Consider the following 23,567-nt stretch of genomic DNA (forward strand, 5'->3'; position numbering starts at 1 on the left):
CGGTTGGCCATATGAGCCCCGGCCGGCGTCACGACCCCGGAGCGCCCCCAGAACCGCCTCAGCGTCCATCTCAGCCCCGCCGCGACGGCGGCGGCAACGCGCCCGCCCATCCCGACGGCGGCGGCAACGCGCCCGCCCATCCCGACGGCGGCGGCAACGCGCCCGCCCATCCCGACGGGGGTGACAATGCACCCGCCCGTTCCGAGGGTCGGACCCCCTGACCCGGGAGACCGCGAGCGGTTAGATTGGCCGGTGTGAGCAGTGAGTTCCGCATCCTGCTGGTGTGCACGGCCAACATCTGCCGTTCCGCCATGGCAGAGGTGATCGCCCGGGCGATGCTCCACTCCTCGGCCCTCCCCGCGGCCACGGAGAGCGCAGGCGTGCGCGCGATGGTCGGCCACCCCATGGCACCACACGCCGTCACCGCCCTGGACAGGCTGGGACTCGACGGCCGCGCGCACCGCGCCCGCCTGCTCGACCCGGCCCTCGTCAGGTCATCGGACCTGCTGCTGACCATGGAGAACGAGCACAGCGCCCTGGCGGTCGGCCTCGACCCGGCGGCGCGGCGGAAGGCGTTCACGCTGCCGGAGTTCGCCGAGCTGGCGGCGGGCGCGAGCCAGCGCCGCTACCGCTCCGACACGGCGGAGCGGGCGCGCGCGATCGTCGAGTCCGCCGCCGGACGCCGCGCCGAGCGCCGGGCGACGGAGGTGTACGACCCGTACGGAGGCCCGCCGGAAGGCTACGAGAGGTGCGCCAAAACGCTGGGCGAGGCCCTCAGCCACGCCCTGGCCGCCCTCCTGGGCCCCCGCTGAACGGCAGACCGCGCGCGGATGATGACGGCGATCACATCACAAATGAGGCCGCCCGTGCGCACCGGGGGCCGGCCCTCCTGGCCCGAGGCCGAAGAGGGCCGGTGCCACCGCCTGGAGCGTCAGCTCGCCTGGCTGACCGTGGACATGTTGAAGTCGGGCACCCGTACCGCGGGCATGACCGTCCGCTGGAAGTAGTCGCCCCACTCGCGCGGCAGCGTCCGCTCGCTCGCCCCCACCTCGCTCAGCCGCCCTAGCAGGTCCACCGGGCTCTCGTTAAAGCGGAAGTTGTTCACCTCGCCCACGACCTCGCCGTGCTCGACCAGATAGACCCCGTCCCTGGTCAGCCCGGTCACCAGCAACGTCTGCGGATCGACCTCGCGGATGTACCACAGGCAGGTGACCAGCAGCCCGCGCCGCGTCGAGGCGATCATCTCCTCCAGCGACTTCCCGCCCTCGGGCCCTGACATGATCAGGTTGTCGATCCCCGGCGTCACCGGCAGCCCGCTCAGCTCCGCCGAGTAGCGGGTCTGCAGCAGCGCCTCAAGCCGCCCGTCCTTGACCCAGTCGGTCGGCCCCAGCGGCAGCCCGTTGTCGAACACCGAGCTCTCACGGCTGGAGGCGTGCGCCGTCACGAAGGGCGCGCACGCGATGCCCGCCGCCCCAGGATCGCCCGACAGCGAGACCGGCAGCCGGCCGAGCTGCTCGCCGACGCGGGTGCCCCCGCCGGGCTTGGCGAACACCGAACGCCCGTCGAGCGCGTCTCTGGCTCCCGACGACCAGAACAGGTAGATCATCAGGTCGGCCACCGCGCTCGGCGGCAGCAGCGTCTCGTAGCGGCCCGCGGGCAGGTCGACCCTGTTCTTGGCCCACTCCAGCCGCCGCGCCAGCGAGGAGTCGAGCGCGGCCACGTCCACGTCGGTGAAGTCCTGGGTGGACACGCCGGTCCACGCGGAACGCTTCAGGTCGGCGGACTTGGCGTTGAGCTCCAGCCGCCCGGTGGGCTGATCGTGCCGCAGCCGCACACCGGCGGACGTGCCGAGGAACGTCGAGGTCAGCGAGTGCTCGGCGAACCCGTACAACCGCCTGCCGCTCGCCTCCGCCGTCGAGAACGCCTCGCCCAGCGCGGGCGCGAACCTCTCGAACACCTCGATGTCGGTCGGCCGCACCGCCTCGTCCCAGTGCGGCGAGGCGGGCCCCGCCTCGACGAGCGCGCGGGCGTCCTCGGCGGGCTGGGCGTCGCGCGCCGAGGCGTCGGCCGCCGCCACCACGTCGGCGAGTTGATCATCGCGTACGGCCGCCCGCGACACCACGCCCACACCCTGCCCCGCGATCGAGATCACGGTCACCCGGGACGAGCGGGCGACGCCGTTCGTGGTCAGCGTGTTGCCCGCGAAGCGCAGGTTGGCCGTGGACCCCTCGTCCACCAGCACCACACAGCCGTCGTTACGGGAGAGCTCGAGCGCCCTCTCCACCATCTCCTGCGGGCTTGTCACTTGCCGCCCTCCTGCACCGTGTTGAGGATCCGCACGCCCCTGAACAAAGCCGACGGACATCCGTGGCTGACCGGCGCGACCTGCCCCGGCTGCCCCTTGCCGCAGTTGAAGGCGCCGCCCAGCACGTAGGTCTCCGGCCCTCCGACCGCCTCCATCGACTGCCAGAAGTCCGTCGTCGTCGCCTGATAGGCGAAGTCCTTGAGCTGCCCGTCCAGCCTGCCGTTAGTGATCTTGTACGCGCGCTGCCCCGTGAACTGGAAGTTGTAGCGCTGCATGTCGATCGACCAGCTCTTGTCACCGACGATGTAGATGCCCCGCTCGACCCCCGAGATCAGCTCCTCGGTCGAGGGTCCGCCGGGGGCGGGGGCCAGCGACACGTTCGCCATCCGCTGAATCGGCATGTGCCCCGGCGAGTCGGCGAACGCGCACCCGTTCGACCGCCCGAACCCCTTCATCAGCGCCATCCGCCGGTCGAGCTGGTAGCCCACCAGGATGCCGTCCTTGACGATGTCGAAGCTCTGCCCCGCCACGCCCTCGTCGTCGTAGCCGACCGTGGACAGGCCGTGGGCGACCGTCCTGTCGCCGGTCACGTTCATCACGGGCGAGCCGTAGACCAACTCGTTGAGCTGGTCGAACGTGGCGAAACTGGTGCCCGCGTACGCCGCCTCGTAGCCCAGCGCCCGGTCCAGCTCCGTGGCGTGGCCGATCGACTCGTGGATCGTCAGCCACAGGTTGGACGGATCGATCACCAGGTCGTAGTCGCCCGCCTCGACCGAGGGCGCGGCCAGCTTCTCCGCCAGCAGCTCGGGCAGCCTGGACAGCTCTGCCTGCCAGTCCCAGCCCGTGCCCGTCAGGTACTCGTACCCGCGTCCGACCGGCGGCGCGATCGTCGACATGTCGTCGAAGCCGCCCCCGGCCGCCTTCATCGCGTTCAGCCTCGGGAACACCCGCACCCGCTGCTGCGTCGTCACCGTGCCGGCCGTGTCGGCGTAGAACTTCTGCTCCTTGACCTGCAGCAGCCGCGCCGAGACGTGGTCGGCGCCCTTCAGCAGCCCGGCCGACCACTCCGCCAGCAGGCTCACCTTGTCGGCGGACGGCACCTCGAACGGGTCCTCGTCATAGTCCGACACCCACACGGCCTCGGCGTGCACCGGCTCGGGGGCCAGCTCGATGGGCTCTCTGTTGATCGGGGCGCTCACCTCCGCCACCCGCACCGCCTGCTCGGCCACCACGGCGGCCGCCTCGGGTGTTAGATGGATGCCGGCGGCGAACCCCCAGGTGCCGCCCTTGACCACGCGCACGGCGTAACCGAGGTCGTCGGCGTCCATGGCGCCTTCTAGGCGGGCGTCGTAGAGACTCAGGGTCTCGGCTCTGACACGTTCGAGGCGGAAGTCGGCGTGCTCGGCACCGAGCTCGCGAGCGCGTTGCAAGGCGGCGTCCGCGAGCCGGCGCAGCGGCAGTTCCAGGAAATCGGGGTCGATCTGGCGCATGTCCACGATCCTAACCCTGTGATCTTGTACCTCCCGGACAAGCCGATACGCGCCGTTACGAGATACCGTCAGATCTCATGGCACGCTCAGTACTCGTCACCGGAGGCAATCGCGGCATAGGCCTCGCGATCGCCCGTGAACTCGCCGCGTCGGGCGACGCCGTCGCGGTCACCTACCGATCGGGGGAGCCGCCCGAGGGCCTGTTCGGCGTGCGCTGCGACGTCACCAGCATGGCCGACGTCGAGTCCGCGTTCGACAAGGTCGAGGCGGAGCACGGCCCGGTAGAGGTCCTGGTCTCCAACGCGGGCGTCACCAAGGACACCCTGCTGGCGATGATGAAGGAAGAGACCTTCACCGACGTCATCGACGCCAACCTGACAGGCGCCTACCGCGTGGCCAAGCGGGCCATCAGGCCCATGATGCGGCTCAAGCGCGGGCGGGTCATCTTCATCTCCTCCGTCATCGGCCTGACCGGCCAGGCCGGCCAGACCAACTACGCCGCCTCCAAGGCCGGCCTGATCGGGTTCGCCCGCTCCATGGCCCGCGAGTACGGCTCGCGCAACATCACGGTCAACGTCGTGTCGCCCGGCTTCGTCGCCACCGACATGACGGCCGAGCTCGACCACGAGGCGATCGTGGCCAACATCCCCCTCGGGCGTCAGGCGACCCCCGAGGAGGTGGCGCGCGTCGTACGCTTCCTGGCCGGCGACGACGCCTCCTACATCACCGGGGCCGTGATCCCGGTGGACGGCGGACTTGGAATGGGGCACTGACATGGGCATTCTCGAAGGCAAACGGATCCTCGTCACCGGCGTACTCACCGACGCCTCGATCGCGTTCTCGGTGGCCAAACTGGCCCAGGAAGAGGGCGCCACGGTCGTCCTGACCGGTTTCGGCCGCCTGAGCCTGGTGGAGCGCATCGCCAAGCGCCTGCCCGCCCCGGTGCCGGTGCTGGAGCTCGACGTCCAGAACAACGACCACCTCGACACGCTCGCGGACCGGGTGGGGGAGCACGTCGACGGGCTCGACGGGGTCGTCCACTCCATCGGCTTCGCCCCGCAGACGGCGATGGGGGGCAACTTCCTCAACACCTCCTGGGAGGACGTCGCCACGGCGCTGCAGGTGTCCACATACTCCTACAAGTCGCTGGCCGTGGCCTGCCTGCCCCTCATGAAGGAGGGCGGCGCCGTGGTCGGCCTCGACTTCGACGCCTCCAAGGCGTGGCCCGTCTACGACTGGATGGGCGTCGCCAAGGCCGGCCTGGAGTCCTGCAACCGCTACCTGGCCCGCGACCTCGGCAAGCAGAACATCCGCGTCAACCTGGTGGCGGCCGGGCCGCTGCGCACGATGGCGGCCAAGTCCATCCCGGGCTTCAAGGAGTTCGAGGACAGCTGGCCGGCGAAGGCCCCGCTGGGCTGGGACCTCTCCGACACCCTCCCGGCGGCCCGGGCCTGCGTCGCCCTGATGTCCGACTGGTTCCCGGCGACCACGGGCGAAATCGTCCACGTGGACGGCGGCGTCCACGCCATCGGCTCCTGACACCACCCCTCGGAAACCTCAGCCCCCTCGCGATCGCTACTGATCACGCACTGCGGGCAGCGCGCCGCGACGATGTTCCGCAGGCGGCGCCTCCCCAGCCGCGGGCCGTGGGCTGAGGGCCGCGCGTTCGGCCGACGCCGGTCGTCCTTTGGGCGCCGACTGGGCTGGGACGCCGCAGTTACCCAAGGCGCGCTGGGTCGGGATGCCGCACTTGCTCAAGGCACGCCGGATCGGGACGCCGCGGGTACTCCTGGAGCGCCACGTCGGCGGGTCGGTGTGCGGTGAAGGCGCGCGGCGGTGAGGTGACAACGGCCCGGTGCGTGTGCGGTGGGGCCGGGCGGGTCGGGGTGGAGGGGTCAGGCCAGGCGGTGGCGGCCGTTGGAGGCGCGGCCGGGCTCGAAGGGGATCGACTCCGTGGGCTCCGTCCGGTGCCGGCGCTGCTGGACGATGCGGGTGGCCAAGACGGCCGACCCCAGCAGGGCGATCGTCAGCACCGTCCCCAGCACGTCGGAGGCCGGCGGGCTAGGGCGCACGACGCGCTGGTCCTGCATGGGCACAGCCAGCTCGTGTGCGAACGGGTTGGGCCACAGGAGGTCGACGCGGGGCTCCTCCGCGTGGGCCGTCTTCTTCTGGGCGACCGGCGGCGGCGTGCCCACCAGCTGAGGCCGGCTCTCAGGACGGCTGGGGAGCGGCGTCCTGGAGGACGTGGCGGTGGCCCCCTCCTCCCGTGTACGGGTGCGCTCGGCGGAAGGCGTGGGACGCGGGGAGAGCTTGTCGACCCCCTGGCCGTCGCAGGCCACGACCGGCGGGCAGGCGTCCCCGAGAGACTCCTGCTGCCCCGTCCTTCCCGGTTTGGGCGTCCGGGAAGTCGAGGGCGGGGCCTGAGTGGACTTGGTGGTCGGCACCGCCTCCCCGACGCGGCCCAGCACCTCGTCGGTGGTCTTGTCCACCCCGTTCGTCAGCGGATCGGCCACTCCGCCGGTCAGCGTGTCGACCGTGCCCGTGACCACCCCCACGACGTCGCACAGCGCGTTGGTCACCCCCGAGAGCAGACCGCCCTCGCGCGTACAGTCCTGTGCGCTTGCCGAGGCGGCGGGCGCCGCCACCGGGACGGCCGCCAGCGCCACCGCGAGGACTCCAGCCGAGATCGCGGTCCTGCTCCCCATCCGTCCCCTCCTGCGTTGCTTCCGGAGGAAATCTTTATGGACATCGCGCCTCAGACGCAGGCTTTTGCCGGGTAAAGTTGCGATTCGGTATCGACTAGTGACATGCGAAAGAGTCTCTTGTTCCCGGTCGGCCGGGGGGCGGTGGCAGATCACGTCCGGCGGAACGTGATCACGAGCACAGGCCGCGTGGTGGCAGGGCCGGTCAGTCGAGGGACGACACGTCATCGAGGGCCTCTCGGATCTCTATCGGCAGCACCACGTCTTCGGCGGGCAGTACGCCCTTGAGCTGCGCATGCGTACGGGCTCCGACGATCGCCGAGGCGACCCCCGGCTGGTCGCGCACCCAGGACAGGGCCACGGCCAGCGGCGACACGCCGAGCCCGTCGGCGGCGGTCATGACGGACTCCACCACGCGGCGGGACCGTTCGTCCAGGTAGGGGCGGACGAAGTCGGCGAAATGCGGGGTCGCCGCGCGCGAGTCGGCCGGGATGCCGGTGCGGTATTTACCCGTCAGCACCCCTCGCCCCAGCGGCGACCAGGCCAGCACGCCCACGCCCAGGTGGGCCGCGGCGGGCAGCAGCTCGCGCTCCGGCTCGCGGGCGAGCAGCGAGTATTCGGCCTGCGCGGAGGTGATCGGGATGCGGCCGGGGACCGTCTTCTGGGTGACGGCCGCGGCGGCGAGCTGCCAGCCGGCGTAGTCGCAGACGCCCGCGTAGACGGCCCGGCCCGAGGAGACGATCGCGTCGAGCGCCGCCAGGGTCTCCTCCAGGGGCACCTCGGCGTCGTAGGTGTGCAGCTGCCACAGATCGACGTAGTCGAGCCCGAGCCGGTTGAGCGAGTCGTCGACCGCGGCGATCAGGTGGCGCCTGGAGGCGTCGCGCGGCCGCCGGCCGGTCGGGGTGACCACGGCCTTGGTGGAGATGACCAGCTCCGAGCGCGGCACGGAGTCGCGGAGCATCCGCCCCAGCAGCCGCTCGGAGTCGCCGCCGGTGTAGACGTCGGCCGTGTCGACGAGGTTGCCGCCCGCGTCCAGGAACGTGCGGAGCTGGGCGGCGGCCTCGTCCGCGTCGGTGTCACGCCCCCAGGTCATCGTGCCGAGCCCCAGCCGGGACACCGACAGGCCGCTGTGGCCGACATAGCGCTGCTCCATGATCCCGCCAGGTTACCGTCCGGGTGGATGAAACGTCGTGATCGACGCCTGCGACACTTGCGGGATGACCACGCTGCTTCTGGCCCGGCACGGGCTGACGGACCTCACAGGACCGGTGCTGGCCGGCCGTACTCCGGGAGTGCATCTGAGCGAGGCGGGCCGTGCGCAGGCCGCCGCGCTCGCCGGTCGCGTCGCGGGCGTCAGGCTCGACGCCATTGTCTCCAGTCCGCTGGAGCGCTGCCGGGAAACGGCGCAAGCGGTTGCCCAAGGGCGCGAACTGGAGGTGCGGATCGAGGACCGCTTCATCGAGTGCGGCTACGGCGAGTGGACCGGCAAGCCGTTGAAGGAACTCGCCAAGGACCCGTTGTGGCAGGTCGTGCAGGCGCACCCCAGCGCGGTGACTTTCCCGGAAGGGGAGTCCCTGTCCGAAATGCAACATCGCGCCGTCTCGGCGGTCCGGGAGTGGAACCAACACCTGGGGGAGAAGGCTGTCTACCTGGTCTGCAGCCATGGCGACGTGATCAAGGCGATCGTCGCGGACGCGCTGGGCCTTCACCTCGATCAGTTTCAGCGGATAACAGCCGATCCCGCGGCCCTCACTGTCATTCGCTATACCCCCTTGCGCCCCTTTGTTCTCAGGGTTAACGACATGGGGGAATTGCGGCTTCCTGAGGATTCGGAGGAGAAAGACGGGGGAGAAAACATCACCGGGAGCGATGCCGCCGTCGGCGGCGGGCCCGGAACCACGTAAGGTCAGGCTATGCCGGTCTTCGACTACGACCCACCAGAAAGGTTCGTCGCCGGTGCCTTGGGGCAGCCGGGCGCACGGGTCTTTTTTCTGCAGGCCAGGGCCGAGGGCAGACTGACCACGGTGGCGCTGGAGAAGCTGCAGGTCGCCGCACTCGCGGGCAGGCTCGACGAGCTGCTCGACGAGGTGCTGCGGCTCAGCGGGGGCACCGCGCAGGTGCCCGCGCTGGCCCCGGCCGACCTGGCTGACGAGGCGCCTCTCGACGTGCCGCTGGCGGAGGACTTCCGCGTCGGCACCATGGCGCTGACCTGGGATGCCGAGAAATCGCAAGTGGTGATAGAAGCGCAGGAGGTCATCGACGAAGACGATCTCGACGGCCCCGACCCCGCTGTCCTGCGCGTGCGCATCAGCGCGGGCGCCGCGCGCGCCTTCACCCAGCGAGCCCTCCAGATCGTCGCGGCGGGCAGACCGCCGTGCCCCCTGTGCGGACAGCCGCTCGACGCCGCCGGACACGTCTGCGTCCGCCTCAACGGCTATCGCGGGGGTGAGGCGGCTTCATGACCGCTCCGGAGAGCGAACCGGCCGTCAAGCCTCCCTCCAAACCGCCGACCATGCATGACGAGGAGGCCCTCACGCTGCTGCGTGACGGCAGCCTGGAGGTCGCGGGCCGCCTCGTCGAGGCGACCAACATGACGCTCTACTGCTCGGTCAAGCTGGGTTCGCGCTCGGCCGCCTGCGTCTACAAGCCCGTACGCGGCGAGCGCCCCCTCTGGGACTTCCCCGACGGCACCCTCGCCGCCCGCGAGGTGGCCGCGTTCGAGGTCTCCCAGGCCACCGGCTGGCGCATCGTGCCGCCCACCGTCCACCGCGACGGGCCCTTCGGTCCCGGCATGTGCCAGCTCTGGATCGACACCGAGCGCGAGATCGACCTCATGCGGCTGGTCAAGAGCCGCAACCCGGTGGTGCGCCGGATGGCGGTGTTCGACGCGGTGGTCAACAACGCCGACCGCAAGGGGGGCCACCTGCTGCCGCTGCCCACCGGGCACGTCTACGGGGTGGATCACGGGGTCTGCTTCTCCGCCGAGGACAAACTGCGCACGGTGCTCTGGCAGTGGCGCGGCAAGCCGCTGGCCCGCGAGGCGGTGGCGGTGCTGGCCAAGCTCGAACGCGACATCGAGTCCGGATCGCTGGGGCGCAGGCTGCGTGAGCTGCTGACGCTGGCGGAGGTGGAGGCCACCTGGCAGCGGGTCAGGAAACTGCTGGACACCGGCGTGCACCCATACCCGTCGGAGGGGTGGCCCGCCATACCCTGGCCCCCCATCTGAGATACCCCAAACCCGTTTAATACCCTTTGCCCATGTGCACGCTGATCGTAAGAACCGGGCGGCGGCTGACGCTCATGGGCGTAAGGGACGAGTTCGCCGACCGGCCATGGGAAGGGCCGGGGGAGCACTGGCCGGAATATCCGGGCGTGATCGGCGGGCGCGACCTGAAGGCCGGGGGCACGTGGCTGGCCGTCAACCCGGCGGCCCGTCGCGCCGCGGCGCTGCTCAACGGCCACGGCAAGGCCGCAGCGGAGAAGACGAAGATCTCGCGGGGTGATCTGGCGCTGCGGGCGGCGTACACGGGGGAGATGCCCGACGCCGACCTGACCCGCTACGACCCCTTCCACCTCGTGCTCGCCGACCTGACGGGGGTGCGGCTGTTCAGCTGGGACGGCGGGCGCCTGGCCGTCTCCGGCTTCCCCGAGGGCACCAGCATGGTCGTCAACTCGGGCCTGGATCCCGAGAGCGAGCGGGTGGCGGCGTACCTGCCGCGGTTCCGGAGCACCGCCGACTGGCGGGAGCTGATCGCCGAGGAGCCGTCCGGCGATCGCGGCTCGCTCATCGTCCGGCACGAGCTGCCGGACGGCCGGATCTTCGCCTCCCTGTCGGTCATGGAGGTCGAGATCGCGCCGGACGCGGTGACGTTCGAATTCACCGACCTGACCGCCGACCGGGACGGATAGGCTCAAAGGCATGCGATCGTGGTCTGCCCAGAATGTTCCTAAGCTCCCAGGTGAGAGCATTCCGCTGCGTCTCTACGACACCTCCGCCAAGCAGGTACGGCAGACCGACCCCGGTCCCACCGCCAGGATGTACGTCTGCGGCATCACCCCCTACGACGCCACCCACCTCGGCCACGCCAACACCTACCACGCCTTCGACCTGGTGGGCCGGATGTGGCGCGACGCGGGCCACGAGGTGCACTACACGCAGAACGCCACCGACGTGGACGATCCGCTGCTCGAGCGGGCAGAGCAGACCGGCATCGGCTGGCAGGACCTGGCCGAGCGGGAGATCGAGCTGTTCCGCGGCGACATGGAGGCGCTGCGGATCATGCCGCCCCGCGAGTATGTGGGCGTCACCGAGGTCGTCGGCCGGGTGGCGGATCTGATCGCCAAGCTGTCGGCCAAGGGCGTCACCTACGTCCTGGACGGCGACGTCTACTTCAGCGTGGCCGACGCCCCCAAGTTCGGCCAGGTGTCCGGCTACGCCGAGAGCGAGATGCTGGCCCTGTTCGCCGAGCGCGGCGGCGACCCCGACAGGCCGGGCAAGCGAAACCCCCTCGACTGGCTGCTGTGGCGGGCCGAACGGCCCGGCGAGCCGGCCTGGGAGTCGCGGATGGGCCGGGGCAGGCCCGGCTGGCACATCGAGTGCACCGCGATCGCCCTCGACAACCTGGGCGCCGGCTACGACGTGGCCGGCGGCGGCTCGGACCTGATCTTCCCCCACCACGAGTGCGGGGCCTCCGAGGGACACGCCGCGACCGGCGAGTGGCCGTTCGCGAAGTTCTACACGCACGCCGGGATGGTGGCGCTCGACGGCGAGAAGATGTCGAAGTCCAAGGGCAACCTGGTCTTCGTCTCCAAGCTGCGCCGTCAGCACGACCCGATGGCGGTCAGGCTCGTGTTGCTGGCCCACCACTACCGGGCCGACTGGGAGTACACGCCGGAGCTGATCGCCGCCGCCGAGCGCAGGCTGGCGCGCTGGCGCTCGGCCATCGGGCTGGCCGCCGCGCCCCCTGCCGACGACCTGCTGGCCACCGTACGCGAGCGCCTCGCCGACGACCTCGACTCCCCGGGCGCGCTGGCCGCGATCGACGACTGGGTGGAGCGGGCACTGAAGGGTGGCGGCTCAGACCCCGGCGCCTCCGCCCTGGTCAAGGACCTGACCGACGCCCTGCTCGGGATAGCGCTTTAACCAGGCGGCGCTCCGGCCGGTCCGCGTGACCGGCCGCAGGCGCCGTCCCACGTGAGCTACACCCGCCGTGCCCGGTGACACGGCGCTCAGGCTTGCGCTCGTACTGAACATGTGTTTAGTCTACTGAACATGTGTTCAGCGCATTCGGACCTGACCGCTCAGGCCAAGATCCGCAACGCCGCCATCTCCCACTTCGCCCGCGACGGCTTCCAGAAGACGAACCTGCGCGCCGTCGCGGCCACGGCGGGGGTGAGCGCGGGCCTGGTCATCCACCACTTCGGCAGCAAGGAGAAGCTGCGTGCCGTCTGCGACGACCACGTTCTGGGGGCGCTGACCCACAGGGGGCGCGGCGCCGGCGCGGCCGGGTTGCAGGGCCTGGCCGGCGAATACCTGGCGGACCCTGAGGAGTACCACCTGCACGTGCGTTACATGGCGCGCGCCGTCGAGGACGACTCGCCGGCCGGCGCCGCGTTCGTGAACGCCATGGTGGAGGAGACGGAGGCGACTCTGCGGGCGGGGATCGCCGACGGCTCGATGCGCTCCTCCTCCGATGTGCGGGCGCTCGCCGTCTTCAGCGTGCTGACCAGCCTGGCCACGCTCACCATGCCGCCGTCCCTGGCGCGCGCGCTCGGTCACGACGAGTTCGGCCCCGACGTCCTGCGGCGGCTGGCGCTGCCCACACTCGAGCTCTACACCCACGGCCTCTACACCGACGACGCCGTGCTCAAGGCGGCCGGCGACGCGCTGGCCGAAACCTGGCGGAAAGAGGACTGACGACCATGGCCACCACGATTCCCTCGCTCACGCCGCTGCAGGACAGCCTGTGGCTGACCTTGTGCGGCAGGGCGCTCGACAACCGCTCGTCCCACCGGATCCTCGGCGACGCGACGGCCGACCGGATCGTCCGCGAGAGCGGCTACGACTACAGCAAACTGCACATCAGCCCCAGCGGCGCGCTCAACATCGCGCACCGGGCCAAGAAGCTCGACGAGGTGGCCCAGGGCTTCCTCGCCCGCAACCCCGACGGCATCGGCCTCGACCTCGGGGCCGGCCTCGACAGCCGGGCGCTGCGCATCGGCTCGGCCGACTGGTACGACATCGACTTCCCCGAGGTCATCGAGGCCCGGCGGCGGCTCCTGCCGAAGGAGGCCACCCCGCACGGGACAGGCGCCGACCTGACCGGCCCCGGCTGGCTGGAGGACCTGCCCGCCGACCGGCCGGCGGTGATCGTGGCCGACGGGCTGATCGCGTTCCTGTCGGAAGAGGAGATGGTCACGCTGGTGAACCGCCTCGTCGAGCACTTCCCCAGCGGGGAGATCGCCTTCAACGGCTACAGCAGGTTCGCCGTCTGGGCGCAGAAGCACTATCCGGGCGCGCGCTCGATCGCGGGCCTGACCAGGTTCCCCGGGTTCGAGGACCCCCGGGTGCCGGAGAGCTGGAATCCCCGGATCAGGCTCGTCAGGGAGATCCTGTGCACGCGAGAGCCCGAGGTCGCCCAGTTCCCGCCGGTGCTGCGCCTGTTCACCCGGCTCTGCGCGCCCGGCACCGCCCTGTCCAGGCGCGGCAACGTGGTGCTGCACTACCGCTTCTAAGTGTGTTAGCCTGATTATCAGTAAGGCTGACGATCGGGAGAGCTAACAATGATTCTCATCACGGGCGGGCTGGGCTTCATCGGCACGCACACCACCCGCGCGCTGCTCGACCTGGGCGAGTCCTGCGTGCTCGTCCAGCGCCGCCCCGCCCACGTCCCCGCCGCCTTCGCCGAGGAGGCCGGCGAGCGGCTCTTCGTCGAGCGGGCCGACCTGACCGACGAGCGCGCCCTGCTCGCCATCGGCGAGCGCCACGAGATCACCGGCATCGTGCACCTCGCCGGGTCGATGCCGTGGCCGCCGGGGGCGCACGAGCCGATCGACGGCGCGCGGCAGGCGATGGCGAGCCTGCTCAACGTGTTCAACGCGGCCCGCGAGTGGAAGGTGCGGCGGCTCGGTCTGGCCAGCACCATCGGCGTGTACGCCGGCGTCACCGCGACCGGCGCGCTCAGCGAGGACCTGCCGCTGCCGATGACCTCCCCCCACCCGATCCCCAGGTTCAAGAAGATCGGCGAGCTGATGGCCGACCACCTCACCGAGGTCACGGACGTCGAGACGGTGTCCTACCGCATCGGGGCCATCTGGGGCCCTCTGGGGCACGCCCCGGACCCGTTCTTCGCCGCCGCCCAGCTCGTCCACGCCGCCGCCCGCGGCACCGAGCCGGGCGCGTCCAGGTTCCACCTGGGCGACGGCCTCGACCTGTGCTACGCCAAGGACTGCGGGCGCGCCATCGCCCTGCTGCAGACGGCCGAGCGGCTGCGGCACCCCACGTACAACGTGGCCTCCGGCCGCCTGACCACCAACGGCGAGGTCGTCGCGGCGATCAGGAAGCTCGTCCCCGACGCCCGCGCCGACCTCCAGGAGGGCCGCGGCCCGGACACGATCGACATGTGGCTCGACACCACCCGGCTGCGCGAGGACACCGGCTTCGAGCCCGCCTACGACGTCGAGCGCGGCGTGGCCGACTACCTCGCCTGGCTTCGCGCGGGCAACGAACGCTAGCCCACCTGCAGGTCCTCGAACTGCACGACGGCGGCCAGCTCGGCCGAGAACCAGTCGATCGTGCGCCGGAGCCCGTCGGAGGCCGGGATCTCGGCCCGCCAGCCGAGCCGTTCGGCCGCCAGCGACGTGTCGGGCCGCCTGACCTTGGGGTCGTCGGCGGGCCTGTCGATGAACGTGATCTCCGACGAGGACCCGGTCAGGTCCCTGATCAGGGTGGCCAGCTCCAGCATGGTCAGCTCGTCCGGGTTGCCGATGTTGACGGGACCGGCGAAGTCGCTGCGGGCCATCGCCAGGATGCCCGACACCGTGTCCTCGACGAAGCAGATGGAGCGCGTCTGCGAGCCGTCACCCGTGATGGTGATCGGCTCGCCGGTCAGCGCCTGCCGGATGAACGTCGGGATCGCCCGGCCGTCGAACGGGCGCATGCGCGGGCCGTAGGTGTTGAAGATGCGCACGATCCCCGTGTCGGTGCCGCGCGACTGGCGGTAGGCGGTGGTCAGCGACTCGGCGAAGCGCTTGGCCTCGTCGTACACGCTGCGCGGGCCCACCGGGTTGACGTTGCCCCAGTACGTCTCGCTCTGCGGGTGCTCCAGCGGGTCGCCGTACACCTCGCTGGTGGAGGCGAGCACGAACCTGGCGCCCTTCTCCCTGGCCAGCCCCAGCGCGTGCAGGGTGCCGACGCTGCCCACCCGCAGCGTCTCGATCGGGTAGCGCAGGTAGTCGGCCGGCGAGGCGGCCGAGGCGAAGTGCAGCACGAGATCCAGCCGGTCCGGTACGTGCACGTACCCCGCCAGGTCGCACTCGATGAGCCGGAACTCCGGCCGCTCCAGCAGGTGCTCGACATTGCGCGGCCCGCCGGTGAGGAAGCTGTCCATGCAGACCACCTCGGCGCCCTCGTCCAGCAGTCGCTCGCACAGATAGGAGCCGAGAAACCCGGCGCCCCCGGTGACCAGAGCCCTCATGACATGACCTCCAAGGCAGCGTCGACGACTTCGGATACCTCTCTGGCGCGGGCGCGGCCGTGAGCGGGCCGCGCCCGCGCATCCATGATCAACCGCCCAGGGCCGCCAGCTGGCCGACCTTGCCATCGATGACCTGCGTGTACACGCCCTCGGTGAGTTCGGCCACGCGCGGCCAGCTGTATCGCTCGCGAGCCCTGCGGGCACCGGCCGCGCCGAGCACCGCCCGCCGCTCCGGGCTCCCGAGCACGTCTCTCAGCGCCCTGGCCAGGGCGCGCGGCCGGCGCGGCGGCACCAGCACGCCGCAGCCGGCGACCGTGTCCAGGTGGCCGCCGACCGCCGAGGCCACGACGGGCACCCCGCACGCCATGGCCTCCACCGGGACCAGGCCGAACGGTTCGTACCAGGGCACCGTCACCACCACGTCGGCCGAGCGCATCAGCGCGGGCACGTGCTCGCGCGGCACGCTGCCGATGACGTGGACGCGGTGCCCCATCCCGTACCCCTCGGCCAGCTCCCGCAGCCTGACCGCCTCCTCGTCGTCCTGCCTGCCGCCGGCGATCACCAGGTCGGCGCCGGGAAGCTGGCGCATCGCCCTGATCACCGTGTCCACGCCCTTGCGCGGCACCATCCGGCCGATGCTGAGCACCATGCCCCCGCTCGTACGCGGCGCCACCGGCCCGTCCGGGCGGAACGCCGACAGGTCCACCCCGCACGGCACGACCGCGATGCGCTGCTCGGGCACGCCCATCGCGCACAGCTCGCGCACCTCGTCGCCGCAGGTGGCCAGCACCGCGTCGGCCCGCTGGCCGATCTCACGCTCGGTCTCGATCCGGTGCGCGGGGCTGGTGTCGGCGTCGCCCTGCCAGTGCCGCTTGACGGTCCCGAGCGCGTGGTAGGTCAGGACCACCGGCAGCCCGCCGGCGGCCCGCAGCGCGGCCTGCCCGCTCATCCAGAAGTGCGCGTGCACGATGTCCGGCGGTCGCGCGGCCCAGCGCGCGGCCAGTCGCTCGGTGAACTCCGGCATGTACGGGGGCAAGTCGTCCTTGGGGACGGGGGCCGCGGGCCCGGCTTTGACGTACTCGACCGTGACGCCCGGCGCGAGGCTCACCGACTCCGGTTGCGCCTCGGAGGATCGCCGGGTGTGTACGACGACCGTGTGCCCGCGCTCGGCGAGGGCTACGGCCAGCGCGGCGACGTAGACGTTCTGGCCGCCGGAGTCCACGCCGCCGACCGCCGCCAGCGGGTCCGCGTGCTCCGAGATGAGATCGACCTTCACTGCCTCAGCTCCCTCACTGCCTTGACCACCTGCTCACTTGTCACTTGGGACAGGCGCGGGTGCCTCAGTGCCGCTCGCCCGGCAACTCCGAGGGCACCCCCGTACGACTGCCGGTTCCGCGAATGTGGTCACGCCGCCGAGGCCTGCGCCGACGTCGCCGGCCATGGCGGTGAGTTCACGTTCTGTACCGGTGACGACGACCTGATGCCCGTCGTCGGCCAACTCCCGTACGGTCTGGCGATGTCGTCAGCAGGCCAGGTACGGGCGGGAGCCGAGGTTCCTGGGTGCACCACGACATACGCGCCTTTGTCGGCATCGGCGCCGACGCCTAGCAAGTTCCCCGTAAATTTGCCTCTATCCGGCGATGGCCGCTGAGCTGCGCTTTTGCCGTTATCGTCCGTCGGCGGCCAGATTCCGCCCTCCTTCGCCGCGGCCACGATCTTCCCGCCGACCGCGTCGTGGAAGATCGTGTTGATGCCGGAAATTTCATGCTTCCTCCCCCTTGGGATGTCGAACCGCTACCGAGAGAAGCGGCTCTCAAACCTTCGGCAAGCTCGTGACGTGGGAAAACAGGCGCGACCTCTGGATATCGCTCACTCTGGGTAGTTGTTTGCCGGGCCGGGGGCCGGGTAGCTGCCCCGACACGCGACGGAGGTGAAGGGTGTTCGAAAAGCGACGTCCCGGGGCCGTGCTCTTCGACCGGGACGGAACCTTGATCAGGGACGTGCTGTACAACGGCGACCCGGACCTGGTGGAGCCCATGCCGGGTGCGATCGAGGCGCTGGGCAGGCTGAGGCGGGCCGACGTGCCGCTGGCCGTGGTCACCAACCAGTCGGGCGTCGCCAAGGGCCTGCTGTCCCCGGACGACATGGACCAGGTCAACGCCAAGGTGGAGGAGCTGCTCGGGCCGTTCGACGCGTGGGCGATCTGCGTACACGACGACGCCGACGGCTGCACCTGCCGCAAACCCGCGCCGGGACTCGTCATCAGAGCCGCTGCCGTGCTGGACGTCAGCCCCCGCGACTGCGTGGTCGTGGGCGACATCGGCCGCGACATGGAGGCCGCCAGGGCGGCCGGGGCCAGGGGCATCCTGGTGCCGACCCAGGAGACGCCGGCGGCGGAGATCAAGGAGGCCGCCGAGGTCGCGGACGACCTGGCCGACGTCGTGGAGCGTGTCCTGAGCGACGCGGAGGGCCCCGTGCCGGCCATCTCGGCGCCCTGGGCCCGCGCCATGGGCTGGAGCCGCTGGTGAGGATCCTCATCCGGCACGCGCACGGCTCGTTCGTCAGGGGAGCCCACGGATGTGTGCCGCCGCCCGTTCCCGGCCGTGGTCCCGATGGCCGGGAACGGGCGGTCACCTTCGACCGGCCCCGGCGCGCCCGCGAGGCGCCCTGGGGCCGGCTGCCCGCCTCGCTGTGACGATGAGGTATGACGCCGGAACCGATGGGTAGGCGCCAGGAGCATGATGATGATGCTCGACTGGACACGCAGGGCCGCCTGCCTCGACCTGGACCCGGAACTGTTCTTCCCGATCTCCATGGAAGGTCCGAGCCAGTCCCAGGTCGAGCGGGCCAAACAAGTGTGCGACGGCTGCCCCGTGCGCGAGCCGTGCCTGCAGTACGCGCTGAGCACCAGACAGGCGTACGGCGTCTGGGGTGGCACTGATCCCGGCCAGCGGCGCGAGCTCAGCCCGGCAGAGCCTCAGCGAGAAAACGTTCCCGCTCGGCAGCTTCGAGGTGGTCGCTGAACAGCACGCCGTCGAGGTGGTCGGCCTCGTGCTGCAGCACCCTGGCCAGCACGCCGAGCGCCCGCACGGTCACGGGCTTGCCGAACATGTCCCGGCCACGCGCGGTGACCATGTAGGAACGTTCCAGTGGCCACCACACTCCGGGCGCGGAAAGGCAGGCTTCGTCGGCGGTCACCCGCCGCTCCGACAACTCCAGCCGGGGGTTGACCAGATGGCCGGCCTTGCCGTCGTAGGAGTAGACCAGCACCCGCACCGGCTCCCCGAGCTGCGGGGCAGCCAGGCCCGCGCGGCCGGAACCGGCCCGCATGGTGGCGGTCAGCGACTTGACCAGTCGCCGCAACTCCCGATCGAAATCCTTGATCGGCGCCGCGACCGAGCGGAGCACCGGATCGTCGAACATACGAATAGGCCGGACCGTCACCCGAAGCTCCCCGATAGGCGGCGTCGTCATGACGAACGTTTCCCTGAAGCGCGCGCCGCCAATCCCTAAGGTCCTGCCTTGTAGCACAGCGGTAACAGAAGAGACCCAGGTGTGAAACCACCCGAAAGGAGTATCGGAGGGTGATCTCACTTGCGTCACACGCGCCTGTGATGCCTGGCCGGGTGCTCGGGGCCCGGCCAGGCATTCGCGACTACCTGGAGGTTCACCCATGAGCGCGCTTCCCCTAGAGAGCGGCTCCTCCCCGGAGACGGCGCCGGACGCCCTGTCGGGCTTCACCATCGGTGTCACCGCGACGAGGCGGCGCGAGGAGTTCGGGGCGCTGCTGGAGCGCCGCGGCGCGCGCGTCGTCAGCGCCCCCGCGATCCGGCTCGTCCCCCTGGCCGAGGACGCCGACCTGCTCGCCGCCACCCGGCAGAGCCTGGAGGCGCCCGTCGACGACGTGGTCGTCACCACCGGCGTCGGCTTCCGCGGCTGGATGGCCGCCGCCGAGGGCTGGGGCCTGTCCGGCGACCTGAGCGAGCACCTGTCCAAGTCCCGCCTGCTGACCCGCGGCCCCAAGGCCAGGGGAGCGGTGCGCGCGGCCGGCCTCAACGACCACTGGACCCCCGCCACCGAATCGTGCTCGGAGGTCAAGGAGTACCTCCTGGCCCAGGACCTGCGCGGGCGGCGCATCGCGGTGCAGCAGCACGGCGAGCCGCTCCGCGAGTTCGTGGCCGACCTGCGGCAGGCCGGGGCCGAGGTGATCGAGATCCCGGTCTACCGGTGGCTGCCGTACCGCGACATCTCACCCCTGCGCCGCCTGATCAGCCAGACGATCTCCGGCTCGGTGGACGCGGTCGCCTTCACCAGCGCCCCCGCCGTGCACGCCATGCTCGGCGCCGCCCGGGCCGAGGGGCTGGAGGAGTCGCTGCTGGCCGCGTTCAGCGGATCGGTCGTGGCCGCCTGCGTCGGGCCCGTCACCGCCGACCCGCTGGCCTCGCGCGGCGTGTCCACGCTCCAGCCCGACCGCTCACGGCTCGGCGCGCTGGCCCGTGCCCTGGCCCGCCACCTGCCCGAGCATGGCGTCACCCGCCTCACGGCCGGCGAGCACCGGCTGGAGATCCGCGGTCACGCCGTGGTCGTGGACGGCGAACTGCGGCCCCTGCCGCCCGCCCCGATGGCGGTGCTCAAGCGTCTGGCCGACAAGCCGGGGCACGTGGTGTCGCGGGCAGATCTCCGTACGGTGCTGCCGGGCAGCGTCGCCCGCGACTCGGCCGAGCACGCCGTGGAGATGGCCATCACCCGCCTGCGCCGCGCCCTGGGGCCCAGCGGGATCGTCGAGACGGTCGTCAAGCGCGGCTACCGCCTCGCCTGCCTGTACGAGGTCGGCTTTTGACCCGCCTTCCCGGGGAGCCCCCCATCACCCCTCTCTCCGCGGCCCTCGCGGCCCTCGCGGCCAAGCCCAACGAAGGAAATCCGTGACACCCGCACTCGTCCTGGCCGCGCACGGCACCCGCAGCGCCGCGGGGGAGCAGACCCTGTCGGCGCTGGCGGAGACGGTCAGAAGGGCCCGGCCGGGGCAACGCGTGGAGCTGAGCTACCTGGAGATCAGCTCACCGCTCCTGCGCGAGGTGCTTCCCGTGGTGCGCGGGCCGGTGGTCGTGGTCCCGCTGCTGCTGGCCGGCGGCTACCACGCGCACATCGACCTGCCCGAGATCATCGCCGAACACCGCCCGGACGCGGTGGTGGCCGGCTGGCTGGGGCCGCACCGGCTGCTGACCACGGCGCTGGCCCGCAAGCTGGCGCGCGCGGGCCTGCGCGGCACGGACGCCGTCCTGCTCGGCGCGGCCGGCTCCTCCGACCCGGCGGCACTGGCCGACGTCCGCGCCGCCGCCCACCAGCTCGCCGTACGCCTGTCCCGCCCGGTCACGGCAGCCTTCGCCTCGGCGGGCACGCCATCGCTGGAGGAGGCCATGGAACGTCTCGGCTCCACCCCGGCCGCGCGGGTGGCGATCGCCTCGTACGTGCTGGCCCCCGGCTTCTTCCACGAGCGCCTGGCCTCGGCCGGGGCGGGCCTGGTGAGCGACCCGCTGGGCGCGGACCCGGACGTGGCGGCCCTGATCTGGCACCGCTACGAGGAGGCCCTGCGCCACCGGCACACCGCCGCCGACCCCCAGCCCTTCCACCGCCAGCACGCCTGACCGCCCCGCCGCGCGCCGAAGGCACGCGTGCCCGCCGCACTGCACCGGCGGGCACGCCTGGTGAGGTCAGGCGGGCTGGGTGGTGACGGAGGGTTCGAGTCGCAGCTCTCGTACGATCTCGCGGGCGCTGGCCTCCCGCGTCGGCTCCCTGTCGGCCCCGACGAACATCTCGATGTAGGCCCGGTGGAAGCAGCCCGCCACCATCAGCCGCGCGCTCGCATCCGGGTCCACGTCGGCCCGCACCCGCCCCAGCCGCTGCTCCGCCGCCAGGTACGCGGCGAGCGGCGCGGTCTCCGTCTGCGGCCCGAGGCCCGTGTCGCGAATGGCCTGGCGGAAACGGACCGTCACGGCCGGGGAGGTGAAGGCGGGAAGAGCGGCGCTCTGTACGTCGATGTAGTAGTCGATGCCCGATCGCGCGACCGGAAGAAGGTTTTCCGACACGGTGCCTTTCCCGGCGCGATGGGAGAGATCATGGAGAATGCTCAACCAGAGCGGGAGCCGGTCCTGTAACAGGGCGAGGAAATAATCCACCGAGCCACCGGTGCGGTCCTCCCTGAGGGAGACGGCCATCTCAAGGATGCGCCGCCTGGTGTCCTGGCTCCTCTGGTGGGGATCTACGTGGGATGTCGCCATGACGTGCCTAACGTGCGCGGTGAGTTGAGTAGGCATCACATGCGAAGCCGGGCCCGGCCTGACTGAATCTGGGGTCCCAACTTGGTGGAATCTTGTACGGGTCCCCGATTATTACCCAGAACCAAGAAAAGATGTCGGATCGGACTGCTGAAGATTAGCTGTCCGTGTCGCGATCACGCCGCCGCAGGTAGCGCTCGAACTCGGCCGCGATCGCATCGCCGCTGGCCTCGGGCAGTTCGGCGGCGTCCTTGCGCTCCTCGAGCTCCTTGACGTATTCGGCGACCTCGCTGTCCTGCGAGGCCAGCTCGTCCACGCCGCGCTCCCATGCCCGGGCCTCCTCGTCGAGGTCGCCCAGCGGCATCGGGATCTCCAGCACGTCCTCCATCCGGCGCAGCAGCGCCAGGGTCGCCTTCGGGTTGGGCGGCTGGGCGACGTAGTGCGGCACCGACGCCCACAGCGAGATCGCGTCGAGCCCCGCCTGCCCGAACGCGTGCTGCAGCACCCCCACGATCCCCGTGGGACCCTCGTAGCGGCTCAGCTCCAGGTTCGTCGAACGCGCCAGCCCCTCGTCGGTCGCGCCGCCGAGAATGGGCACGGGCCGGGTGTGGGGCGAGTCGTTGAGCAGCGCGCCCAGCATGACCGCCAGCTCGACGCCCAGCTCGCGGCAGATGTAGATGATGTCGGCGCAGAAGGAGCGCCAGCGCATGTTGGGCTCGATGCCGCGCAGCAGCACCACGTCACGTTCCAGCCCCGGCGGCCGGGCGCGCAGCAGGCGCGTCGTCGGCCACACGATCGACTGGGCCAGCCCGTCGTTCATCTCCACCACGGGCCGGGTGACCTGGAAGTCGTAGTAGTCGTCCGGGTCGAGCGCGATGAGCGGCTCGGCCTTCCAGACGGACTCGAGATGGGCGACCACGCCGCTGGAGGCCTCACCCGCGTCGTTCCACCCCTCGAACGCGGCAATGAGCACCGGGTCAACGAGCTCGGGGAGCCCTTCGAGCTCTATCACGTGTCGCCTCCTCTCTCCACCGTCCCGCTTAGCCTATGCGGTAAGCCAGTGTCGGCGTCACCGATCTCCCCCCGATCACCGCCCCGCACGCCTTCCCCGCATCATGGGTTTCACGCGGGGCGGCTGTCCGCCTGGTCACGCGGGATCGCCGGGGGAAAGGCCGGCTCCGGGCGTACGCGGCGCGCGGCCTCTCGCCGCCGCCCTGCTCGGCGCGGGGTCACGGGGCCGGGGAGCCCGTAAGCGGGCGTGTCGCCCGCGAACGATCCGCCCCACGCCACGACGCCCGGCGGACGTCGCGCCGCCGTGCGGTCCGTTCGCGACGCGCGAACTCCCTGCGCCCGCTCCCTCACCCCCACCCCCTATGCCCGCGACCCCTCAGGCACTCACGCCCGCCCCCTTCAGGCCCGCCACCACACGGCGTGATCGACGGTTATGGATCGCGCGCGCGTGTGAAGAGGGCGGAGTGGTGCGTGCGGGGTGTGGCGCGCGTGGTTGGGGCGTGCGTGTGAGGTGTACGGGGTGTGTGTGGGGTGTCAGCGTCCGCCATCTGTCGTGTGCACGACGAGCACGTCGCAGGCCGCCCGACGCGTGACCTCCGACGGCACCGACCCGAGCAGCCGCCCCGCCAGGCTGTTGAGCCCCCGGTTGCCCACCACCAGCAGATCGGCCCCGTGCCGGGAGGCCAGCGAGACGAGCACGTCCACCGCCTCTCCCTGCTCGGCCGCCAGCACCACCTCCGTGGCCCCCGCCGCCACGGCGCGCCGGCGCGCCGCGCGCAAGGCGTCGTCCGCCGGGGTGGACCCGCTCACCTTGTACGCCAGTTCGCCCAGCCGATCGGCCGCCGCGGCCCGCTCGCTCTCCCGCATCGGCAGGTACGCGCACGCCAGCACGAGCACGGCCCCGGTCGCCGTCGCCAGGGACGCGGCCGCCGTGACGGCGCGGAAGGAGGAGGCCGAGCCGTCGGTGCCGACGAGGACGGTGCTGTAGGCCATCGAGCCCCCAGGGACGTCGTCAATTGACGAAAAGTACAATAGCGCTCGGGTCCACCCGGCGCGGAGGCCTCGTACAAAACGCCTGTACGGAGGCT

The 23,567-nt window shown here is 71.3% G+C and carries 26 protein-coding genes; 16 read left to right on the forward strand and 10 right to left on the reverse strand.

What is annotated here, in order from left to right; genetic code table 11:
• Window positions 1-254 precede the first annotated feature (254 nt).
• Entirely contained in the window at window positions 255-812 is a 558-nt protein-coding gene (locus tag ACFPZ3_RS32080) for an arsenate reductase/protein-tyrosine-phosphatase family protein (protein ID WP_379518033.1), read from the forward strand.
• A 119-nt stretch (window positions 813-931) separates the two neighbouring features.
• Here the strand turns inward: ACFPZ3_RS32080 and ACFPZ3_RS32085 are convergent, their stop codons facing one another.
• Together ACFPZ3_RS32085 and ACFPZ3_RS32090 are read right to left on the reverse strand one after the other, a co-directional pair.
• Window positions 932-2,287, reverse strand: a complete 1,356-nt coding sequence (locus ACFPZ3_RS32085) for a metallopeptidase TldD-related protein (protein WP_379518126.1) — start codon at window positions 2,285-2,287, stop codon at window positions 932-934.
• Window positions 2,288-2,301: 14 nt separating this feature from the next.
• Window positions 2,302-3,795: a TldD/PmbA family protein gene (locus ACFPZ3_RS32090; protein WP_379518034.1), complete on the reverse strand. Its 1,494-nt coding sequence runs from the start codon at window positions 3,793-3,795 to the stop codon at window positions 2,302-2,304.
• Between the two features lie 77 nt (window positions 3,796-3,872).
• On the opposite strand from ACFPZ3_RS32090, the gene ACFPZ3_RS32095 reads away from it, so the two are divergent.
• Together ACFPZ3_RS32095 and fabI are read left to right on the forward strand one after the other, a co-directional pair.
• Complete coding sequence (locus ACFPZ3_RS32095; protein ID WP_379518035.1) at window positions 3,873-4,568, forward strand: beta-ketoacyl-ACP reductase; 696 nt, start codon at window positions 3,873-3,875, stop codon at window positions 4,566-4,568.
• 1 nt (window position 4,569) lies between these two features.
• Window positions 4,570-5,334: an enoyl-ACP reductase FabI gene (gene fabI / locus ACFPZ3_RS32100; protein WP_379518036.1), complete on the forward strand. Its 765-nt coding sequence runs from the start codon at window positions 4,570-4,572 to the stop codon at window positions 5,332-5,334.
• Window positions 5,335-5,690: 356 nt separating this feature from the next.
• Here fabI and ACFPZ3_RS32105 read toward each other — a convergent pair whose 3' ends face one another.
• Window positions 5,691-6,500, reverse strand: a complete 810-nt coding sequence (locus tag ACFPZ3_RS32105) for a hypothetical protein (protein ID WP_379518037.1) — start codon at window positions 6,498-6,500, stop codon at window positions 5,691-5,693.
• A 202-nt stretch (window positions 6,501-6,702) separates the two neighbouring features.
• On the reverse strand, window positions 6,703-7,650 hold the full coding sequence (locus ACFPZ3_RS32110) for an aldo/keto reductase (RefSeq protein ID WP_379518038.1): 948 nt from the start codon (window positions 7,648-7,650) through the stop codon (window positions 6,703-6,705).
• Window positions 7,651-7,714: 64 nt separating this feature from the next.
• Between ACFPZ3_RS32110 and ACFPZ3_RS32115 the strand changes: the two genes are divergently transcribed.
• The 8 genes from ACFPZ3_RS32115 to ACFPZ3_RS32150 all read left to right on the forward strand — a co-directional run bounded on the left by ACFPZ3_RS32115 (window position 7,715) and on the right by ACFPZ3_RS32150 (window position 14,231).
• Window positions 7,715-8,401: an MSMEG_4193 family putative phosphomutase gene (locus ACFPZ3_RS32115; protein WP_379518039.1), complete on the forward strand. Its 687-nt coding sequence runs from the start codon at window positions 7,715-7,717 to the stop codon at window positions 8,399-8,401.
• Between the two features lie 9 nt (window positions 8,402-8,410).
• Window positions 8,411-8,959, forward strand: a complete 549-nt coding sequence (locus ACFPZ3_RS32120) for a DUF3090 domain-containing protein (protein WP_379518040.1) — start codon at window positions 8,411-8,413, stop codon at window positions 8,957-8,959.
• Complete coding sequence (locus tag ACFPZ3_RS32125; protein WP_379518041.1) at window positions 8,956-9,723, forward strand: SCO1664 family protein; 768 nt, start codon at window positions 8,956-8,958, stop codon at window positions 9,721-9,723. The genes ACFPZ3_RS32120 and ACFPZ3_RS32125 overlap by 4 nt, the downstream gene beginning before the upstream one ends.
• A gap of 32 nt (window positions 9,724-9,755) precedes the next feature.
• A complete protein-coding gene (locus tag ACFPZ3_RS32130) occupies window positions 9,756-10,406 on the forward strand; it encodes an NRDE family protein (protein ID WP_379518042.1) in 651 nt (216 codons plus the stop codon).
• Between the two features lie 10 nt (window positions 10,407-10,416).
• On the forward strand, window positions 10,417-11,640 hold the full coding sequence (mshC, locus tag ACFPZ3_RS32135) for a cysteine--1-D-myo-inosityl 2-amino-2-deoxy-alpha-D-glucopyranoside ligase (RefSeq protein WP_379518043.1): 1,224 nt from the start codon (window positions 10,417-10,419) through the stop codon (window positions 11,638-11,640).
• 129 nt (window positions 11,641-11,769) lie between these two features.
• Window positions 11,770-12,414 carry a TetR/AcrR family transcriptional regulator gene (locus tag ACFPZ3_RS32140; protein ID WP_379518044.1) on the forward strand — a complete coding sequence of 215 codons (645 nt, stop codon included), beginning with the start codon at window positions 11,770-11,772 and terminating at the stop codon, window positions 12,412-12,414.
• Between the two features lie 5 nt (window positions 12,415-12,419).
• On the forward strand, window positions 12,420-13,232 hold the full coding sequence (locus ACFPZ3_RS32145) for a class I SAM-dependent methyltransferase (protein ID WP_379518045.1): 813 nt from the start codon (window positions 12,420-12,422) through the stop codon (window positions 13,230-13,232).
• Window positions 13,233-13,280: 48 nt separating this feature from the next.
• Complete coding sequence (locus ACFPZ3_RS32150; RefSeq protein WP_379518046.1) at window positions 13,281-14,231, forward strand: NAD-dependent epimerase/dehydratase family protein; 951 nt, start codon at window positions 13,281-13,283, stop codon at window positions 14,229-14,231.
• On the opposite strand, the gene ACFPZ3_RS32155 is transcribed toward ACFPZ3_RS32150, so the two are convergent.
• A complete protein-coding gene (locus ACFPZ3_RS32155) occupies window positions 14,228-15,193 on the reverse strand; it encodes a UDP-glucuronic acid decarboxylase family protein (RefSeq protein ID WP_379518047.1) in 966 nt (321 codons plus the stop codon). The two genes, ACFPZ3_RS32150 and ACFPZ3_RS32155, sit on opposite strands and share 4 nt — an antisense overlap.
• Window positions 15,194-15,281: 88 nt before the next feature.
• Complete coding sequence (locus tag ACFPZ3_RS32160) at window positions 15,282-16,469, reverse strand: glycosyltransferase (protein ID WP_379518048.1); 1,188 nt, start codon at window positions 16,467-16,469, stop codon at window positions 15,282-15,284.
• A 661-nt stretch (window positions 16,470-17,130) separates the two neighbouring features.
• Here ACFPZ3_RS32160 and ACFPZ3_RS32165 point away from each other — a divergent pair.
• Genes ACFPZ3_RS32165 through ACFPZ3_RS32175 form a run of 3 tightly spaced genes read left to right on the forward strand, consistent with a single transcriptional unit; the run spans window position 17,131 to window position 18,216 of the window.
• Window positions 17,131-17,721 carry a D-glycero-alpha-D-manno-heptose-1,7-bisphosphate 7-phosphatase gene (locus ACFPZ3_RS32165; protein WP_379518049.1) on the forward strand — a complete coding sequence of 197 codons (591 nt, stop codon included), beginning with the start codon at window positions 17,131-17,133 and terminating at the stop codon, window positions 17,719-17,721.
• Window positions 17,718-17,888 carry a hypothetical protein gene (locus ACFPZ3_RS32170; protein ID WP_379518050.1) on the forward strand — a complete coding sequence of 57 codons (171 nt, stop codon included), beginning with the start codon at window positions 17,718-17,720 and terminating at the stop codon, window positions 17,886-17,888. The genes ACFPZ3_RS32165 and ACFPZ3_RS32170 overlap by 4 nt, the downstream gene beginning before the upstream one ends.
• A gap of 52 nt (window positions 17,889-17,940) precedes the next feature.
• Window positions 17,941-18,216 carry a WhiB family transcriptional regulator gene (locus ACFPZ3_RS32175; protein ID WP_379518051.1) on the forward strand — a complete coding sequence of 92 codons (276 nt, stop codon included), beginning with the start codon at window positions 17,941-17,943 and terminating at the stop codon, window positions 18,214-18,216.
• Here the strand turns inward: ACFPZ3_RS32175 and ACFPZ3_RS32180 are convergent.
• Complete coding sequence (locus ACFPZ3_RS32180) at window positions 18,155-18,667, reverse strand: peptide deformylase (protein WP_379518052.1); 513 nt, start codon at window positions 18,665-18,667, stop codon at window positions 18,155-18,157. The genes ACFPZ3_RS32175 and ACFPZ3_RS32180 overlap by 62 nt on opposite strands.
• 199 nt (window positions 18,668-18,866) lie before the next feature.
• On the opposite strand from ACFPZ3_RS32180, the gene ACFPZ3_RS32185 reads away from it, so the two are divergent.
• On the forward strand, window positions 18,867-20,033 hold the full coding sequence (locus ACFPZ3_RS32185) for a uroporphyrinogen-III synthase (RefSeq protein WP_379518053.1): 1,167 nt from the start codon (window positions 18,867-18,869) through the stop codon (window positions 20,031-20,033).
• An 82-nt stretch (window positions 20,034-20,115) separates the two neighbouring features.
• On the forward strand, window positions 20,116-20,838 hold the full coding sequence (locus ACFPZ3_RS32190) for a sirohydrochlorin chelatase (RefSeq protein WP_379518054.1): 723 nt from the start codon (window positions 20,116-20,118) through the stop codon (window positions 20,836-20,838).
• A 66-nt stretch (window positions 20,839-20,904) separates the two neighbouring features.
• Here ACFPZ3_RS32190 and ACFPZ3_RS32195 read toward each other — a convergent pair whose 3' ends face one another.
• The 3 genes from ACFPZ3_RS32195 to ACFPZ3_RS32205 all read right to left on the reverse strand — a co-directional run bounded on the left by ACFPZ3_RS32195 (window position 20,905) and on the right by ACFPZ3_RS32205 (window position 23,472).
• Window positions 20,905-21,471 (reverse strand): hypothetical protein, encoded by a 567-nt coding sequence (locus ACFPZ3_RS32195; RefSeq protein WP_379518055.1) that lies wholly within the window; start codon window positions 21,469-21,471, stop codon window positions 20,905-20,907.
• 154 nt (window positions 21,472-21,625) lie between these two features.
• Window positions 21,626-22,480 (reverse strand): PAC2 family protein, encoded by an 855-nt coding sequence (locus tag ACFPZ3_RS32200; protein WP_379518056.1) that lies wholly within the window; start codon window positions 22,478-22,480, stop codon window positions 21,626-21,628.
• 533 nt (window positions 22,481-23,013) lie between these two features.
• A complete protein-coding gene (locus tag ACFPZ3_RS32205; protein ID WP_379518057.1) occupies window positions 23,014-23,472 on the reverse strand; it encodes a universal stress protein in 459 nt (152 codons plus the stop codon).
• Between the last annotated feature and the right edge of the window lie 95 nt (window positions 23,473-23,567).

It is taken from the genome of Nonomuraea insulae (genome assembly GCF_042656245.1).